The 17,546-nt window shown below is 64.8% G+C and carries 18 protein-coding genes; 7 read left to right on the top strand and 11 right to left on the bottom strand.

Annotated elements, in window-relative coordinates:
* Nucleotides 1-69: 69 nt before the first annotated feature.
* Genes LRQ04_RS18685 through truB form a run of 3 tightly spaced genes read right to left on the bottom strand, consistent with a single transcriptional unit; the run spans nt 70 to nt 1,801 of the window.
* Nucleotides 70-519 carry a hypothetical protein gene (locus tag LRQ04_RS18685; RefSeq protein ID WP_255774391.1) on the bottom strand — a complete coding sequence of 150 codons (450 nt, stop codon included), beginning with the start codon at nt 517-519 and terminating at the stop codon, nt 70-72.
* 2 nt (nt 520-521) lie between these two features.
* Entirely contained in the window at nt 522-875 is a 354-nt protein-coding gene (locus LRQ04_RS18680; RefSeq protein ID WP_235521805.1) for a hypothetical protein, read from the bottom strand.
* A 2-nt stretch (nt 876-877) separates the two neighbouring features.
* Entirely contained in the window at nt 878-1,801 is a 924-nt protein-coding gene (truB, locus tag LRQ04_RS18675) for a tRNA pseudouridine(55) synthase TruB (RefSeq protein WP_235521804.1), read from the bottom strand.
* Between the two features lie 34 nt (nt 1,802-1,835).
* Between truB and LRQ04_RS18670 the strand changes: the two genes are divergently transcribed.
* Nucleotides 1,836-2,990: a pyridoxal phosphate-dependent aminotransferase gene (locus LRQ04_RS18670; RefSeq protein ID WP_235521803.1), complete on the top strand. Its 1,155-nt coding sequence runs from the start codon at nt 1,836-1,838 to the stop codon at nt 2,988-2,990.
* 12 nt (nt 2,991-3,002) lie between these two features.
* Here the strand turns inward: LRQ04_RS18670 and LRQ04_RS18665 are convergent, their stop codons facing one another.
* The 6 genes from LRQ04_RS18665 to rimP all read right to left on the bottom strand — a co-directional run bounded on the left by LRQ04_RS18665 (nt 3,003) and on the right by rimP (nt 9,284).
* Entirely contained in the window at nt 3,003-3,485 is a 483-nt protein-coding gene (locus LRQ04_RS18665; RefSeq protein ID WP_235521802.1) for a nucleoside deaminase, read from the bottom strand.
* Between the two features lie 84 nt (nt 3,486-3,569).
* Nucleotides 3,570-4,073 carry a 30S ribosome-binding factor RbfA gene (gene rbfA / locus LRQ04_RS18660; RefSeq protein ID WP_235521801.1) on the bottom strand — a complete coding sequence of 168 codons (504 nt, stop codon included), beginning with the start codon at nt 4,071-4,073 and terminating at the stop codon, nt 3,570-3,572.
* Between the two features lie 77 nt (nt 4,074-4,150).
* On the bottom strand, nt 4,151-7,012 hold the full coding sequence (infB, locus tag LRQ04_RS18655) for a translation initiation factor IF-2 (protein ID WP_235521800.1): 2,862 nt from the start codon (nt 7,010-7,012) through the stop codon (nt 4,151-4,153).
* A gap of 152 nt (nt 7,013-7,164) precedes the next feature.
* Nucleotides 7,165-7,506 (bottom strand): YlxR family protein, encoded by a 342-nt coding sequence (locus LRQ04_RS18650; protein WP_235521799.1) that lies wholly within the window; start codon nt 7,504-7,506, stop codon nt 7,165-7,167.
* Between the two features lie 186 nt (nt 7,507-7,692).
* Nucleotides 7,693-8,673, bottom strand: coding sequence for a transcription termination factor NusA (gene nusA, locus LRQ04_RS18645; protein WP_235521798.1), 981 nt, complete (start codon nt 8,671-8,673; stop codon nt 7,693-7,695).
* On the bottom strand, nt 8,673-9,284 hold the full coding sequence (gene rimP, locus LRQ04_RS18640) for a ribosome maturation factor RimP (RefSeq protein ID WP_235521797.1): 612 nt from the start codon (nt 9,282-9,284) through the stop codon (nt 8,673-8,675). Before rimP ends, nusA begins: the two co-directional genes overlap by 1 nt.
* A 157-nt stretch (nt 9,285-9,441) precedes the next feature.
* Between rimP and LRQ04_RS18635 the strand changes: the two genes are divergently transcribed.
* From LRQ04_RS18635 to LRQ04_RS18625, 3 genes are read left to right on the top strand one after another with little or no spacing between them, the layout of a single operon-like run.
* Entirely contained in the window at nt 9,442-10,473 is a 1,032-nt protein-coding gene (locus LRQ04_RS18635; RefSeq protein ID WP_235521796.1) for a DUF4439 domain-containing protein, read from the top strand.
* Between the two features lie 51 nt (nt 10,474-10,524).
* Complete coding sequence (locus LRQ04_RS18630) at nt 10,525-11,253, top strand: VIT family protein (RefSeq protein WP_235521795.1); 729 nt, start codon at nt 10,525-10,527, stop codon at nt 11,251-11,253.
* A 34-nt stretch (nt 11,254-11,287) separates the two neighbouring features.
* On the top strand, nt 11,288-12,307 hold the full coding sequence (locus LRQ04_RS18625; protein ID WP_235521794.1) for an aminoglycoside phosphotransferase family protein: 1,020 nt from the start codon (nt 11,288-11,290) through the stop codon (nt 12,305-12,307).
* Nucleotides 12,308-12,314: 7 nt separating this feature from the next.
* On the opposite strand, the gene LRQ04_RS18620 is transcribed toward LRQ04_RS18625, so the two are convergent.
* Both LRQ04_RS18620 and LRQ04_RS18615 read right to left on the bottom strand, forming a co-directional pair.
* Nucleotides 12,315-13,112, bottom strand: coding sequence for a TSUP family transporter (locus tag LRQ04_RS18620; RefSeq protein WP_235521793.1), 798 nt, complete (start codon nt 13,110-13,112; stop codon nt 12,315-12,317).
* Nucleotides 13,109-14,920, bottom strand: coding sequence for a proline--tRNA ligase (locus tag LRQ04_RS18615; RefSeq protein WP_235521792.1), 1,812 nt, complete (start codon nt 14,918-14,920; stop codon nt 13,109-13,111). The genes LRQ04_RS18620 and LRQ04_RS18615 overlap by 4 nt, the downstream gene beginning before the upstream one ends.
* A 505-nt stretch (nt 14,921-15,425) precedes the next feature.
* On the opposite strand from LRQ04_RS18615, the gene LRQ04_RS18610 reads away from it, so the two are divergent.
* The 3 genes from LRQ04_RS18610 to LRQ04_RS18600 are packed head-to-tail and all read left to right on the top strand — an operon-like array spanning nt 15,426 to nt 17,535.
* Entirely contained in the window at nt 15,426-16,175 is a 750-nt protein-coding gene (locus tag LRQ04_RS18610; RefSeq protein ID WP_235521791.1) for an ABC transporter ATP-binding protein, read from the top strand.
* An 8-nt stretch (nt 16,176-16,183) separates the two neighbouring features.
* Nucleotides 16,184-16,927, top strand: coding sequence for an ABC transporter permease (locus tag LRQ04_RS18605; protein ID WP_235521883.1), 744 nt, complete (start codon nt 16,184-16,186; stop codon nt 16,925-16,927).
* On the top strand, nt 16,924-17,535 hold the full coding sequence (locus LRQ04_RS18600; RefSeq protein WP_235521790.1) for a TetR family transcriptional regulator: 612 nt from the start codon (nt 16,924-16,926) through the stop codon (nt 17,533-17,535). Before LRQ04_RS18605 ends, LRQ04_RS18600 begins: the two co-directional genes overlap by 4 nt.
* Nucleotides 17,536-17,546 lie beyond the last annotated feature (11 nt).

The raw sequence follows: 17,546 nt of genomic DNA, 5'->3' as shown, positions 1-17,546 counted from the left end.
AGATGTTCGGTGCGCCCGGCAACCTTCCGGCGCCGGAACATTCTAAGGTTACCCGCCAGGGCGGTTGAGTCAGGACGGGCGGCGCTTGTTCAGCCAGAGGAGCCCAAGGATGGGCAGGATAAGGGGGACGAAACCGTAGCCACGGCCGAACAGCGACCACACGGTATCGTGCGGGAACGCCACGGGGTCGAAGAGGCTGATGGCACCCACCACCAGCACGCCAATGAGCTCCGTCAGCACGGCGGCCACGGAAACCTTGAACCAGGTGCGTCCCGGCTTGGCCAGCGAGATGGTCGCCACGATATAGACGACGGCGGCAAGGGCCGAGAGGATATGCGCCAGCGGTGCTTCGGCGAACTTCGTAGCGATCTGATATCCGGCACGCGCGGTCGCGGAGAGGGCGAAAACGGCGTACACCGCGATCAGGAGGCGGCCAGGCCCGGTGTTCCTGGTATCTTTCTTCGGCTGCGGGGTTGCCGGATTGGTCTCAGTTCCAGTCACGATGGGTTCTTCTTTCAAGGTCAGTACCAAATCTGGTTCATGCGTGCGCCCATGACGAGGACCGTGACGCCTACCGCAGCGAGGACGAAGTTGCTCCAGCGGGTGCGTTCGAGGATGGCCCAGTACACCGCCCCCAGCGGGATCATGAGCGCCGTGATCAGGTAGCCCCAGAATTCCCAGGCTTCCCCGGCAATCTGCTCGCCCATGGCAACCCGGATGATTGAACCCACCAGGTAGACCACCAGGACCAGTTCAACGGCGAGTACCGAGTAGATGGTGGGATCATTCGGGGCCTTTTTCATCAGCCCGGCCACCACGCACATGATGGTCGAAACCAGTCCGACAATCAGGAGGGCATAGAAATATCCGTCCATGGCTACTTCGCCTCCCCCGAACCGGTTCCCGGAGCGAACACCAACACGGGCTTGGCAAAGCTCCCCGTGTCAGCCAGCAACGCCACCAATTCGCCCGATGGTGCGAAGGCAGCTGCGGGATTTTCTGCCGTGGCAGCCTCGTCGGTGCCTGCTCCCGGCCCCGCGGCGATGCGGCGGCCGAACGAGATCTCCGTTGTTTCGTCCTCGCTGAGCTCGCGGTTTGGCATCAAGGAGCGGGCAGCGAGGGACATGTCCAGCACGTTGAGCTCTTCGGCCAGTTCCTCCAGCGTCCTTGCCTGCTCGAGCGTATACGGCCCCACCTGCGTCCGGCGCAGGGCCGTGAGGTGCCCGCCGACGCCCAAGCCGTTTCCAAGGTCGCGGGCCAAGGCCCGGATGTATGTCCCGGAAGAGCACTCCACGGTGACGTCCACGTCAACTACCCTGCCGCCGTCGAGCCTGTTGATCGCATGCACCTCGAAGCGGTGGATCGTCACGGGGCGCGCTGCGAGCTTCACTTCCTCCCCGGAGCGGACCCGGGCGTAAGAGCGTTCGCCGTTGACCTTGATGGCGCTCACGCTGCTGGGCACCTGCTGGATAGGGCCAGTGAGCGCGGCAACCCCGGCCGCGATGGCGTCATCGGTGACGTCCGCGGCGCTCCGGGCCTCCGTGACGTCGCCCTCGGCGTCGTCCGTGATGGTGGTCTCGCCGAGCCTGATGGTGGCGGTGTAAGTCTTGGACGTACCCACGATGTACGTCAGAAGGCGCGTCGCCTTATTGATGCCCAGCACCAGGACACCGGTAGCCATGGGATCCAGCGTCCCCGCATGCCCCACTTTCCGGGTACCAGCCAGCCGCCGCATCCGGCCAACCACATCGTGGCTGGTCCATCCCTGCGGTTTGTCAACGATTACCAGTCCAGAAAGCACGCTTACCAGTATATGGGTGGCTAGGATGGCTCCCATGCCTGAGCTTGCCTTGCACGTCCGCGACGTCCCCGTGAACCAGATCCGCGAAATCACCGAGGCCGCGTGGGCCACCCCCGGCGCGATCGTCCTGAGCATCGGCGAGCCCGGGTTTGCGCTGCCACGGCACGTCCTCGACGCCGGCATTGCCTGCCTGGACCGGGATGAGACCAACTACACACCCAACGCCGGGATACCCGCGCTCCGTGAAGCGTTCGCCGCCCGCTTCCGCGAACAACAGGGCGTCGACATCGGCGCTGAACGCGTCTATGTGGTGGACGGCGCCCAACAGGGCCTGCATTTCGCCATGAGCCTTCTCCTCTCCCCCGGCGACGAGATCCTGATCCCGAACCCCGGCTACCCCACGTTCGCCATGACCAGCCGCCTGCTTCACGCCGTGCCAGTGCAGTATCCGTTGTATCCGGAGAACGACTTCCAGCCGCACATCGAGGACATCGAAGCCCTCATCACGCCTCGGACCCGTGTCCTGGTACTGAATTCGCCATCCAACCCGCTTGGGGCGGTCATCAGTGAAGAAGCCACCCGGGAACTGGTGGAACTCGCCGTACGGCACGACCTCTGGATCATCGCGGACGAATGCTACGAAGCGTTCACCTTTGACGTCCCACACGTCAGTCCGGCGCGCTTCGACAGCGACGTCCCTGGGGAAGCCCGCGTGTTCACGTCCCTGACCCTGTCCAAGACGTACGGGCTGACAGGCCTGCGCATCGGGGCGTTGATCTGCCCTCCGGGGATTGAGCAGAAGATGAACAACGTCATGGAATCAATCGTGTCCTGCGTCGCGTCCCCCTCGCAGTACGCTGCCCTTGCGGCCTTGACCGGGCCACAGGACTACGTTTCCCAGGCGCGCGACCACTACCGGAACAACCGGGACGCGGCCTCGGCCGTGCTGGAAGCCAAGGGGATTCCGTTCCTCGGGGCGCAGGGCGCGTTCTACCTCTGGGCTGACGTTTCGCACGTCAGCGAAGGCGACGTCCGCACATGGGTACGCAAATTCCTGGCGGAGTCCGGCGTCTCCTTCGCACCGGGCACGGCGTTCGGGTCGATTGGCGAAGGCTGGATCAGGATCGCCCTCTGTGGCGGCCACCAGGACCTGCTCGACGGCGTCAATCGCCTTCCAACGAGGGCCTAGCTGCCGCGGGGACTAGTACGCCGTACGGCGCACATGGTGCTTCCACGCCTCGAAGGGGTCTTCCGATGCCGCCAGCTCCGTGTGCTCCACGGGGAGCAGCTCGGGCCTGCTGCCGGCAAAGTACTCGTAGAACACGGCGTCGTCGAAGCCGGCCCGTGCTGCACCGTGCCGGTCTGCGGCATAGTAGACGGCACCGATCCTGGCCCAAAGCGTCGCCGAGAGGCACAACGGGCAAGGCTCACAGCTTGCGTAGAGAACGGAGCCGCTGAGGTCGAACTTCCTCAGCTCGGCAGCCGCACGACGAATGGCCACCACTTCCGCATGCGCCGTGGGGTCGTGGTCGCGCGTGACCCGGTTGACCCCCTCATGGACGGTTCCGTCCGCGGTGACCACGACGGCGCCGAAAGGGCCGCCGCCGTCGGAAACGTTTTGTACCGCCAAGCGAATGGCCCGGTTCAAATATTCATCCCGCTGCTGAGCATCGTGCGCCGACATGCTCCGATCCTAACCAGTTTGTAAACAGATAATGCCCCTAAGAGCGTCTCTTAGGGGCATTATCTGAACAAAAACTTTGAGGTCTTAGCGGTTGGCGTCTTCGTCGAGTTCGTCGTCGCCGGAGAGGTCGATGTCCTCTTCGTCGAAGTCGTCTTCGTCGATGTCAGCCAGAGTGTCGCTCTTGTACGGATCGGCCTCGCCTGCCGGCTTGGCGCCGGCCGCCAAGGCAGCAACCTCGGCGTCGCGGCGCTTGGCCTCGCGCAACAGTTCCTCAAGGTTCGAGGCGTTGACCGGAATCTGGTCGGCGACGAACTCAAGAGTCGGGGTCAGCCGGACGGTGATGTTGCGGCCAACTTCCTGGCGCAGCACACCCTTGGCCTTTTCCAGCGCCTTGGCAGCGTCGGTGTGGGCCACTTCATCGCCAAAGACGGTGTAGTAGATGGTTGCGTGCTGAAGGTCGTTGGTGACGCGGGCGTCGGTGACCGTAATGGACTCGACGCGCGGATCCTTGACCCGACGACCGAGGGCCTCAGCGACGACGACCTTTATCCGCTGTGCCAATTTGGCGGCGCGTGCGGGATCAGCCATGACTTCCTCCTGGAAAGTAGAAACGGGTACGGAACGGGTCCGCCGGGGCTACCCGACGGACCCGCTCCACATGGAACCTAGACGCGCGGCTTTTCGCGCATCTCGAAGGTCTCGATGATGTCGCCTTCGCTGATGTCGTTGAAGGAACCAAGACCGATACCACACTCGAAGTCGGTGCGGACTTCGGTGGCGTCATCCTTGAAGCGCTTGAGCGTCTCAACGGTGAGGTTGTCACCGATGACCTTGCCGTCGCGGCTGACGCGTGCCTTGGAGTTACGGCGGATGATGCCCGTGCGGACGATCGAACCTGCGATGTTGCCAAACTTGGAGGAACGGAAGACTTCGCGGACCTCGGCGGTACCGAGCTGGACTTCCTCGTACTCCGGCTTGAGCATGCCCTTAAGAGCCATCTCAATGTCATCGATTGCTGCGTAGATGACCGAGTAGAAGCGCATGTCCACGCCTTCACGGTCAGCAAGTTCAGCAACGCGCTCGGCCGGCTTGACGTTGAAGCCGATGATGATGGCGTTGTCCACCGTGGCCAGGTTGACGTCGTTCTGCGTGATGGCACCCACACCGCGGTGGATGACACGGAGCTGAACGTCGTCGTCTCCGACGTCGATCTTGAGCAGGGCGTCTTCGAGGGCTTCCACGGCACCGGACACGTCACCCTTGAGGATGAGGTTGAGGGTGTCGATCTTGCCTTCGGCAACGGCCTGGTCGAAGTCTTCCAGGCTGATGCGCTTGCGACGCTTGGCCAGTGCAGCGTTGCGGTCGGCAGCTTCACGCTTCTCAGCGATCTGGCGGGCCGTACGCTCGTCAGGGGTCACCAGGAAGGTGTCACCTGCACGCGGCACGTTGGACAGACCAAGGACCTGGACCGGACGGGACGGGAGTGCGACATCGAGTGCCTCGCCGTTCTCGTCGAACATGGCACGGACGCGGCCATGAGCCGTACCGGCCACGATCGTGTCACCAACGGCCAAGGTACCGGACTGCACGAGGACGGTAGCAACAGCACCGCGGCCCTTGTCCAGGTTCGCTTCGATGGCAATGCCTCGAGCGTCCTTGTCCGGGTTGGCGCGCAGGTCCAGGGCAGCGTCGGCCGTCAGCAGGACAGCGTCGATCAGTTCGTCGATGTTGAGGTTCTGGCGTGCAGAAACCTCAACGAACATGGTGTCGCCACCGTATTCTTCGGGAACCAGGCCGTACTCGGTCAGCTGGCCCTTGACCTTGTCAGGGTTGGCGCCTTCCTTGTCGATCTTGTTCACTGCGACGACGATCGGCACGTTGGCTGCCTGTGCGTGGTTGAGTGCTTCCACCGTCTGCGGCATAACACCGTCGTCGGCTGCGACAACCAGGATCGCGATGTCAGTGACCTTGGCACCACGGGCACGCATGGCCGTGAAGGCCTCGTGACCGGGGGTGTCAATGAAGGTGATGTCGCGGGGCTTGCCCTCGTGGACGTGGCTGATCTGGTAAGCACCGATGTGCTGGGTGATTCCACCGTGCTCGCCGGCCACAACGTTGGAGTTGCGGATGGCGTCAAGCAGGCGGGTCTTACCGTGGTCAACGTGACCCATGACGGTGACAACCGGTGCACGGGGCTCAAGGACGTCGTCGCCCTCGGCGTCGAGTTCGTCCTGGATGTTGATGTCGAACTGGTCGAGGAGCTCGCGCTCTTCGTCTTCCGGCGAAACAACCTGGAGCTTGTAGCCCAGTTCAGCACCGAGCAGGCCAAAGGTGTCTTCGTCCAGGGACTGCGTAGCCGTGGCCATTTCACCGAGGTGGAACAGAACGGTTACCAGCGACGCGGGGTTCGCATCGATCTTCTCGGCAAAGTCCGTGATGGACGAGCCACGACGCAGGCGGATGATGGTCTCGCCATCGCCGCGGGGTACCGATACGCCACCCAGCGACGGAGCGCTCATCTGCTCAAGTTCCTGGCGCTTTGCACGCTTCGACTTGCGCTGCTTGCCACGACCGGCGCCGCCCTTGCCGAAGGCACCCTGGGTACCGCCGCGACCGCGACCACCCTTGCCGAAGCCACCGCCGGCGGGAGCTCCGCCACCGGTACCTGTACCAGGTGCGCCACCGGGACGACCGGGTCCGCCACCGGGACGGCCTGCGCCACCGGGACGGCCAGCGCCACCCGGAGCCGGACGCTCAGTGCGGTTGGGCATCATGCCCGGAGTAGGACGGTTTCCCCCACCGGGACCACCGGCGGGACGCGGAGCGCCCGGACGGGGTGCACCCGGACGCGGAGCCCCCGGACGGGGACCACCGGTACCTGCTGCGGGACGGGGTCCACCGGCACCAGCTGCCGGACGGGGACCACCGGGGCGCTCGCCATCGTTGCGACGCTCGCCACGGGGCATGCCCTGCGACGGAGCGAACGGGTTGTTGCCCGGACGCGGCGGACGGTCACCATCGCCACCACGGCCGCGGGGCATGCCCTGGGACGTAGCAAACGGGTTGTTGCCCGGACGGGGACCGCCGGGACGCGGAGCCTGGCCACCTTGGCGTGCCGGAGCCGGGGTCTCTGCCTTGGGGGCAGGACGGGCACCGGGCTTGGCCGAAACCGGGGTGGATGCAGCAGGCGCGGCAGGGGCTGCCGGGGCAGGTGCCGCGGGAGCCGGAGCTGCCGGTGCAGGCGCTGCCGATGACGGAGCTGAAGGCGCCGGGGCCGGAGCCTTCGGTGCTGCCGGGCCCGGTGCCGGAGCAGCCGGGCGGGATGCTGCCGGACGGGTTGCCGCGGGAGCGGCGGACTTTGCAGCGCCGGCACCCGGGTAGGCGTCGCGAAGCTTCTTCACGACGGGGGCCTCAATGGTGGAAGAGGCGGAGCGAACGAATTCGCCCAATTCCTGCAGTTTTGTCACTGCATCTTTGGAAGTAATACCGAGCTCTTTGGCGAGCTCATGTACGCGGACCTTGGCCACATTTCTCCTGTCTCGGTCCGCACCGAGCCAGGCACGAACCGTCTACTTCTTTATGCGGGCCTCAGCCGTTTGCACGGCGGAAAGGCCCATTGCAGAGCGCAACAAAGTTGTCATCGTTACGCACTCATCGCTGGGAACTCATCGGGTTTCCATCAGTTTTCTGACCCGCTTTCAGGTTTGGACGGTTTGCCAGTGGAAGCGTGGGCCTCCACGAGTGGCGCGCCCGGCATCAGGTAGCGTTCGACGGCGGTTGTCTCGGAAGCGCCCGCGAGGGCCCTGCCGAAAGCGCGCCGTTTGATCGCCAATGCCAAGCACTTTTCGCTGGGGTGCAGCCACGCACCCCTGCCGGCCATCCGGCGTCGTTCATCCACCACGACGGTGGAAGAACTGCCGCCTTGGGCGACCAGCCGGACAAGCTCGGACCGGGAGCCTTGCTTCCGGCATCCGATACACGTGCGAACAGGCCCGTGGCCGTGCTCAAGCAGTTCAGCCACGATGTGTCCAACCTGCCTTACGCTTCTGGCACCCGACGGGCCCCGGTCCTGCGAATGCAGCTGAGGCACGCCAAGGCGCACGGATACCGGACGTAAGCCCGGTTCCTTCTAGTCTAGCCCCCGGCTACGGACTCCCGAAACCGGGCACACCGCAGGTGCGGCATTGAACCGACCCCGGCGGCGGCGCTATTCGGACTTGGCCGGTGCTGCGTCGGAGACGATGTCGATCCGCCAACCGGTCAGCTTGGCCGCAAGGCGTGCGTTCTGGCCTTCCTTGCCGATCGCCAGCGAAAGCTGGTAATCCGGTACCACTACGCGGGCCGAGCGGGTCGACTCGTCGGTGATAGTGACCGAATTCACGCGCGACGGCGACAACGAGTTGGCAATGAACGTCGCGGGGTCGTCGCTGAAGTCGACGATGTCGATCTTTTCGTCATTCAGTTCCGTCATGACTGCGCGGACACGCGAGCCCATCTCACCGATGCAGGCACCCTTGGCATTGACGCCGGGGATGTTTGCCTTAACGGCGATCTTGGTACGGTGGCCGGCTTCGCGGGCAAGCGCGACGATCTCCACGGAGTGGTCCGCGATCTCCGGAACTTCCATTTCGAAAAGTTTGCGGACCAGGCCCGGGTGCGAACGGGACAGCGTAATGGACGGGCCTTTGGCGCCACGGTGGACGTCCACCACGAAGGCGCGCAGGCGGCTGCCGTGGAGGTACTTCTCACCGGGAACCTGCTCGGGCGGCGGCAGCAGGGCCTCGACAGCTCCAAGGTTGACCTGGATCATGTGCGGGTTGTTTCCCTGCTGGATCATGCCGGCAACGAGTTCGCCTTCACGGCCTTTGAACTCGCCCAGCACGTTGTCGTCCTCGACGTCGCGAAGACGCTGGAGGATGATCTGCCGTGCGGTGCTCGCGGCGATACGGCCGAAACCGGCAGGAGTGTCCTCGAATTCGCCGATCGGTTCGCCGTCGTCGTCGATTTCCGTGGCCCAGATGGTCACGTGGCCGCTCTTGCGATCCAGCTCAGCGCGGGCCTTTTCAAAGGCGCCGGGCGTCTTGTGGTACGCCACCAGCAGTGCCTGCTCGATGGTGGGAATCAGGAGATCCAGCGGGATTTCACGCTCACGCTCCAGGAGTCTCAGTGCGCTCATGTCAATATCCATTAGGCCTCCTCGGAAGGTCCATTGTGTTCGTCTTCCAGCGCAGCCTCGTGGAGGTGGCTGAATTCAATCTCGACTTTTCCTTGGCGGATCCTGTCGAAAGGAATAGTGATGGGGTCACCCTGCTTGGGCTTCATGCCCTTCTTGACCTCGTGCTCCGGGATCAGCGTCACGGCGTCATCGCCCACTGAGGCGATCCGGCCCAGGAGGTTGTCGCCCTGGATGACGTTGACCCTGACCATGCGTCCGCGGGCACGGTGCCAATGGCGCGGTTCCGTCAGTGGACGCCCGACTCCGGGCGAGGAGACCTCAAGGTCGTACGGGCGGCCGTCGTCCTGGGGATCGTTGTCCAGAATATCGGACAGTCCGCGCGAGACATCGGCTATGGCGTCCAGGCTGACGCCTCCGGTCTCTTCCTGCGGCAGGTCCACTACGACGTGGACCGTCCGGTGTGAGCCGGCCACGTGGATGGAAACATCCTCGAGGTAGAGCCTGCTGGCAAGGACGGCCGGTTCGAGCAGCGCTTTGAGCCTGCTCTCTTCCGGGTTGTGGATGGTGGCCGTTGAGTTCGATTCAGAACGGTCCGGTGAAGTCGTGGCTTCCGAGTCACTCACGTTGCCCGCCGCCTCCCGATAGATGTTGTTGTGACTACTAGCCTAACGATTTTCGCGGGAACTTGCGTGCACGGACTTCGCCGCCCACATGACACCATGGTCTGTTGTGGACGAGCAGAGAACCAAAAAGCGACGAGTACCAGCGTGGGGCCGGCTCGTGCTCATTTCTGTGGTGGCCCTGCTGGTTGTTGGCACCGGCATGGTGCTTATTCCGCGTGATTCCGGGACTCCCCCACCACGTTCCTTCTCCGAAAATGCCCGCCTTGCGGCGTTGGAAGACACCCTGCTGCTCCGTGATTCGGCCGTTGCGCTGGCTGACGCCCCTGGACCGGATGCCGGAAAACCTGGCGCCGACGACGCTGTGACTTTGCTGACAACCCATGCCCGCGCCCTGCTGGACCCCGACGGTCAGCTCCCCACGTCCCCGGCCGCTGCGTCACCAACCGCCACTGCTTCGTCCCCGAAAGCGACGCCGTCCGCATTCGTCACGGAGCTGTCCCGGAGCGGACAGCAGCGCCTCACCGACGCCCACGAGTCCGACGGCGGCATGGCACGCCTGCTCGCCGCCGTCGGATCCGCCCAGCTGCTGTCCGCCGAGAAGCTGGCCGCCGCGTGGAAACTGCCTGCCCCCACACTGCCCACCACCAGCAGGGTTCCCGCCACTGCGCCTGCCGCCGGATCCTGCCCTTCGGCCAGCCCGAGCCCGGACGCGGATGCCGCAACCACCGACACTGCATTGGCGTCGTTGGTCCGCGCCCAGCACGAGGCGGTCTATGTCTACCAGGTAGCGGTCAAAAAGCTCGGCGCTTCCAGCGTCCCTGCAGCTGCCCGTGACCTCGAAGTGCACGAGGTGCTGCTCCGTCAGGCCGAGGACCTGACCGGCGTGAACTGCGGGGACGTCCCGACAGGCGAGGCGGGGTACAGGCTCCCGGCGAAGTTCGCCAAAGACCCTGCCGCCGCATTGGCGGACCTCGAAGCGTCATCCTTGCCGCGGTTCGGCGACCTCGTGGCGTTGTCCACCGGTGGGACCCGTGATTGGGCCATCGATGGCCTGCTTGCCGCTGGCCGGCGCAGTTCCGCCTGGGGCGCCGCTTTGCCGGCACTCCCGGGCTTGCCGCTCGACGCCGGTGACTTGCCTGCCCTTCCGACGCCCGGTGACACCGCCTCCCCCACCGCCAGCATCAGATAGGGCAGCCTAGCCATGCTGGCCAAGCCCGCGCTGCGGTGCTTGGCTTAAACCATGGCTTCCACAGAAACTGCGACCATGCATGAAAACGAACCCCACCGGGACGATCTGGCGCACCGCCTGAACTGGCTTCGGGCCGGGGTCCTGGGCGCCAACGACGGCATCGTCTCCGTCGCGGCCATCGTGGTGGGCGTGGCGGGAGCCACCACCAACTCAGGGAGCATCCTCGCCGCGGGCACGGCCGGCCTGGTGGGCGGTGCCATCTCCATGGCGTTGGGCGAGTACGTCTCCGTGAGCAGCCAGAGCGACACCCAGCGGGCCTTGATCGAAAAGGAACGCCGCGAGCTTGCCGAGGAACCCGAGGAAGAGCTCAACGAGCTGACGGCTATCTATGAGTCAAAAGGCCTCAGCCCCAAGACTGCCCGGATAGTGGCCGAAGAACTGACGGAGCACGACGCACTGGCCGCGCACCTTTCTGCCGAGCTGAACATCCACGAGGACGACATCGTCAGCCCGTGGAATGCAGCACTGGCCTCGGCGGTTGCCTTCACGCTGGGCGCGGTGCTGCCCATGCTGGCCATCCTGCTTCCACCACCCGAGATGCGGGTGCCGCTCACCTTCGCGGCGGTCTTGCTGGCCCTGGCGATCACCGGCGCAGTGGGGGCCTGGATCGGCGGCGCTCCCCGGTTCCGCGCCGCAGCACGGGTTGTTGTTGGCGGCGCGCTTGCCTTGGCGGCGACGTTCTCCATCGGAACGCTCTTGGGTGCCAGCGGCGTTTTCTAGATAGCTGGCGCGGCAGCGGCGTTAGGCTGATCGCGTGACCCTTCACGCGATGATTCCGATGCCAGGCGACCTCCACGCCCGGTATAACCGTGACACTGCGGGCCGGGACTGGTTGGCCAGCCTCCCCGGCCTTATTTCCGACGCCCTGGACCGTTGGGAGCTCGCAGTAGACCTCGCTCCTGGCGCCGAGCCTTGGAACGGCCACGGAGCCTTGGTGGTGCCCGTGGTGCGGCACGGTCAGCCCGCAGCATTGAAGATCGCGTTTCCCCATGACGAAGCCCGGGTGGAGCGCCACGCACTCACTCTGTGGGGAGGCCGCGGCGCGGTCCGGCTCCTTGCCGCAGATGCGCCGAGTTGCTCCATGCTGCTGGAACGGCTGGACGCTGCCCGCTGGCTCCAGGACGCACCGCTGGCGGAAGCACGGGATGTATGGGGAACCATCATGCGTGAACTGTCCATCGCGCCGGACGACAGGCCTGAATGGCGGGACCTGGACCATATTGCCGCCACAGCTGAACGGTGGAGCGACGAACTGCCAGCTGAATGGGAACGGCTGGACCGCCCGTTCCCCAGGTGGCTGCTGGAGGCTGCACTGGAGGTGTGCCAAACACGGGGTGCCGTGGGGCGTCGCGCCGGAAAAGACGTCCTGGTCCACACAGACCTGCATTTCATGAACATCCTGGCCACCCTGGATGCAAACGAGGCCGGACGCGACGCCTACCTGGCCATCGATCCGCAGCCCCAGATCGGTGAGGCCGAATTCGCCGTCGCACCCATCCTGTGGAACCGCATTGGCGACCTTTCACGGACTGACCCGGAGGCTGCGTTGCGCGACCGCTGCCACGAATTCAGCCTCGCCGCCGGGCTCGATCCCGAGGCCGCCCGGCAATGGAGTATCGCCCGTGAGGTGGAGAATGCTTTGTGGTACGCCGGAAAACCCGCGCACGGCGGGGACCTGGCCCGTTCCCTCTGGGTTGCCAGCACCTTGGCCGGCCGGACATTGGATGGCCTTCCGGCCGCGCACGACCTTCCCGGTCCAGGGGAATCGGCTTAGGCAGAAGCTAGCCCGCGAAGTTGTCGTTCCAGACGTCCATACCAAGCTTGATGATGAGGGCGGCCACAACAACCAGGAAGACCACGCGTACAAAGCCGCTCCCCTTGGCTACTGCCGTACGGGCGCCCAAGTAGCCGCCGGCCATATTCGCAAGGCCGAGGACAAGCCCTACGCCCCAGAGCAGGGATCCATGCGGTAGGAAGAAGATCAAGGCTCCGGCATTGGTGGCCATGTTGACGATCTTTGCCTTGGCACTGGCTTCGAGGAAGGCATAGCCCATGGCCGAGACCAGGGCGATGATCAGGAACGACCCCGTGCCAGGGCCGATCAAACCATCGTAGAAGCCGATCACCCCGCCGATCAGGCAGGCCACGACGTAGTGCTTGTGGCCATCGTGGCGGAGCGCTGTCAGCTCCCCTGCACTGGGACGCAGGGCGGTGAAAATTGCGACGGCGATCAGGGCAGCCACGATGATGGGCTTGAAAACACTGGCTGGAAGCGACGCCGCCAGGATCGCCCCGCCAAAACTCCCGGCCAAGGCGATGACGGCCATGGGGACCGCCGTTTTCAGGTCAGGACGGACCCGCCGGTAGTACGTGACCGCACTGGTGGTGGTCCCGAAGATGGAACCCATTTTGTTGGTCGCCAAGGCCTGGACAGGCGTGATGCCGGGCACCAGCAGCAGGGCGGGGAGCTGGATCAGTCCCCCGCCACCAACCACTGCGTCCACCCAGCCGGCCGCGAAACCAGCCACCACAATCAGGATGAGGGTGGTGAGCTGGATCGATTCGAAGCCGGAGATCACCGGTTTCGTACGGCGTTGACCACGTAATCCACGGCTTTGTCCACCGGGACGTTCTCGGCATCGCCGCTGCGGCGGTCCTTGACTTCCACGACACCGTCCACGAGTCCGCGGCCAACGGCCAGGATGGTGGGTACGCCTACGAGTTCGGCGTCGCCGAACTTAACGCCGGGAGAGACCTTTGGGCGGTCATCGAGGATGACGTCCAGGCCGGCGGCCTCCAGCTCAGCGGAAAGCTTCTCGGCGGCCTCGAAAATCTCGTCACCACGGCCAACAGCCACCACGTGGACGTCGGCGGGAGCAACGGAACGTGGCCAGACAAGGCCGCGGTCGTCATGGTTCGCTTCGGCCAGGGCTGCCACGGCGCGTGTAACACCGACACCGTAGGAGCCCATGGTGACTACTACCTGCTTGCCGTTCTGGTCCAGCACCTTAAGGTCCAAGGCAGCGGCGTACTTGCGGCCGAGCTGGAAGATGTGTCCCATCTCGATGCCGCGCGCCGTTTCCAGCGGGCCGGATCCGTCAGGAGCGGGATCGCCGGCACGCACTTCGGTGCTTTCGATGACGCCGTCCCAGGTGAAGTCGCGTCCGGCGACCAGCCCAAAGACGTGCTTGCCCTCCGCGTTGGCACCGGTGACCCAGCTCGTACCCGAAACAACGCGGGGGTCCACCAGGAAGAGGACCTTGGACGATCCCTCAAGCCCCAGGACGGGCTCATCAAGTGACAGGCCGGGGCCAATGTAACCCTTGACCAGCCACGGCAGCTTCTTGAGGTCGTCCTCGTTGGCGGCCTCGAGCCCGATTTCACCGGCGATCGGCAGGAACGCGCCGATGTTCGCTTCAACGCGCTTGAGGTCAACTGCGCGGTCGCCGGGTACGCCGATCACCACGATCTGGCGTTCACCGGTGGGCAGCGTCACGGCGAGGACCACGTTCTTGAGCGTGTCAGCGGCAGCCCATGCGCCGCCGTCGGACTCGCTGCGGGGTGCCAGCTGGTTGGCTGCGTCCACCAAAGTATCGATAGTGGGAGTGTTGGGCGTGTCCAGGACCCGGGCAGCGGGCGCGTTGGTGAAGTCGATGTCGTCCGGAACTACGGTGGTGACAGCTTCGACGTTGGCGTAGTACCCACCTGCCGAGCGCACGAAGGTGTCCTCGCCGATTTCAGTGGGGAAGAGGAACTCTTCACTCTTCGAGCCGCCCATGGCACCGGCGGTCGCGGCAACGGGAATGACTTCCAGGCCGAGACGGGCAAAGATCTTCAGGTACGCGGCGCGGTGGGCAGCGTAGCTGGCATCCAAGCCGGCGTCGTCGACGTCGAAGGAGTAGGAATCCTTCATGATGAACTCGCGGCCGCGGAGGAGGCCTGCCCGGGGACGGGCTTCGTCGCGGTACTTGTTCTGGATCTGGTAGAGGCTCAACGGCAGGTCTTTGTACGAGGAGTACAGGTCCTTGACCAGAAGGGTGAACATTTCCTCATGCGTCGGCGCAAGGAGGTAGTCCGCACCCTTGCGGTCCTGGAGCCGGAACAGGCCCTCGCCGTACTCGGTCCAGCGGTTCGTGGCCTCGTAGGGTTCACGCGGCAGCAGCGCCGGGAAATGGACTTCCTGGGCTCCGATCGCGGACATTTCCTGGCGGATGATCTCCTCGACCTTGCGCAGGACGCTCAGGCCAAGCGGAAGCCACGTGTAGATACCGGGTGCCGCGCGGCGAATGTAGCCGGCACGTACCAACAGCTTGTGGCTGGCGACCTCGGCGTCGACGGGATCTTCACGCAGGGTGCGCAGGAACAACTGGGAAAGGCGAAGGACCACGGGTACGTATCCGTTTCTATGGCAGATGTGGCAAAAACAACTGCCTACTAATCTACCGGCTCAGCGGGCCGCGCCCGGAACAAGCGGGGCTGTCACCCCGGCGGACACAGAAGAGCCACGCCGTCGCGTGGTGGAAGCCCCTGGCCGCGGTGGGCTGGTCATCCTGCGATGGCGTGGCTCAGCGGCCGGTGGCCGCAGACTCTGTCCTGGGACTAGTTCCCCGTTCCCTCCAGCGGAGCGGGACTGCCTGCGGCTGGGACGTATTGGTCATTGCCGAACACACGGATGATGCGGGCGCACAGGGCACCCTTCAAGGTCATTGTCACGATTCCCCCTCAATCACCCGTACCCCAACGACACGGCTTGGGAAGAACCTATGTGATAGCCGACACATTTTCAAGGACTTGAGTCCCTTGACCTTTCGTTTCACCCCTTGACCCAGCGAGCGGACAGTTCTAATTTAATTTCATCAACTGATGAATTATTAGCATTGCCGGAGGCCACCATGTCCCCTGCTCCAGCGGCCATCGAGGCCACGGAACTGCACGTCTCCAGAGGGCGGACACACATTCTCCGCGGCCTGGACTTCACGGTCGGGCCCGGCCGGATTACCGGACTCCTGGGTCCCTCCGGCAGCGGCAAGACGACACTCATGCGTGCCATCATGGGCGTCCAGCGGGTTACCCGCGGAACCGTCACCGTCATGGGCATCCCTGCGGGCAGCGCCTCGCTAAGGCACGACGTCGGATATGTCACCCAGGGCGCCAGCGTGTACGGGGACCTCAGCGTCGAAGCGAACGTCAGGTACTTCGGAGCCATGCACGGCGCGACGGCGGCTGACGTCACCGAGGCGATTGACGCCGTCGGACTCGCCCCGCTGGCACGGCAGAAAGCCGCCGACCTTTCCGGCGGACAATTCAGCAGGGTTTCGCTGGCCTGCGCGCTGGTGGCCCACCCTAAACTGCTCATCCTGGACGAACCCACCGTTGGCTTGGACCCGGTACTCCGCGCCGAACTGTGGGAGCGCTTCGCGGCGATGGCCGCGTCGGGCACGACGCTGCTGGTGTCCAGCCACGTCATGGAAGAAGCCTCCCACTGCTCCTCGCTCCTGCTGCTGCGTGAAGGGCTCCTGCTGGCACAACTCACTCCGGCCGAGCTGGCGCTCCGGGGAGGCAGCGATGACCTGGAGCGGGCGTTCCTGACCATCATCAAGGCCGCCGACCGCGGCCAGGCAGAAAGCGAGGTGGCATCATGAACCTCCGGATGACCATCGCCACAACCCGGCGTGTCCTTGAGCAACTGCGACACGACCACCGCAGCGTTGCACTGATCCTGGTGGTCCCCGCCCTGTTGCTGGCAGCGGTCTACTTCCTGTACGAAAACGAGACGCTTCCACCCCGATTCCCGCGGACCTTCGACCGTGTTGGCCTCATGATGCTGGCCATCTTTCCCTTCGTGGTGATGTTCCTGGTCACCTCCATCACCATGCTGCGCGAACGGACGTCAGGGACCCTGGAGCGGCTCCTGACGACACCCATCCACAAAGCCGACCTGCTGTTCGGATATGCACTGGCCTTCTCCATCATGGCCTCCCTGCAATCCCTGGTGGCCACGGCCGTTGCGTACTGGGTCTTTGGCCTCGACATCAAGGGAAGCCCCGGATTCGTAGTGATGATCGCCGTCATCAACGCCGTCCTGGGTGTCGCTTTGGGGCTGCTGTGTTCCGCGTTTGCCCGCACCGAGTTCCAGGCCGTGCAGTTCATGCCCGTCGTGGTGGTGCCGCAGATCCTGCTGTGCGGCCTCTTCGTGGCCCGGGACGACATGAACCAGGTCCTCGAGGCCATCTCGGGCGTCCTGCCACTGACGTTCTCCGTGGATGCACTCAAGGAAATCGCGGGAAACGCCGACGCCACAGCGGCACTGTGGCAGGACACCTTGATCATGGGCGGAATCGTGGTGGGCGTCCTTGTCCTGGCATCGCTGACCCTGCGGAGGCAGAGCCGGTGAGCCTCCCCCAAGTGCGGCGGGGCCGACGCAACGCCAGCGACCATTCACGCGAAGCCATCCTCGCAGCAGCCCGCCACCTTTTTGCTGAGCGTGGCTTCGAGGGGACAAGCCTCCGCCAAGTCGCCAGGGATGCGGGCGTGGATCCGGCCATGGTCCACCACTTCTTCCGCGGCAAGGACGAGCTCTTTGCTGCGAGCGTTGAGTTACCCGCAGATCCTGCCGAGGTGTTGGCCGGCGTCGAAGACCTGGACCCGGCGGCGCGGGCGGAGGCGATCGTCCGTGCTGTACTTCGGCTGTGGGAAGGTCCGGCGCAGCACGGCCTGGTGGCTTTTGTCCGGGGAACCATCGGGTCCAAAGCCAAGACGGCGCTGATGCGGGAAATGGTGAACCGCACCATCCTCTCCAGGATCATGGCCGGCGTTCCCGGAACAGCCGAGGAGGTCCGGATGCGGGGCAACCTGGTGGCGACCCAAGTGGTGGGATTGATGCTGGTCCGTTACGTGATCCGGCTTGAACCCCTGGCTTCCGCCGGCCGGGACGAAGTTGTCCGGCTGACTGCGCCGAACATCCAGCGCTACCTCACTGGGGACCTTGACGCCTCCGGCTGAGCAGCGGATTG

The organism is Paenarthrobacter sp. AR 02 (genome assembly GCF_021538675.1).
GTDB lineage: Bacteria > Actinomycetota > Actinomycetes > Actinomycetales > Micrococcaceae > Arthrobacter.
This window is presented reverse-complemented; position numbering and strand designations above follow the sequence as displayed.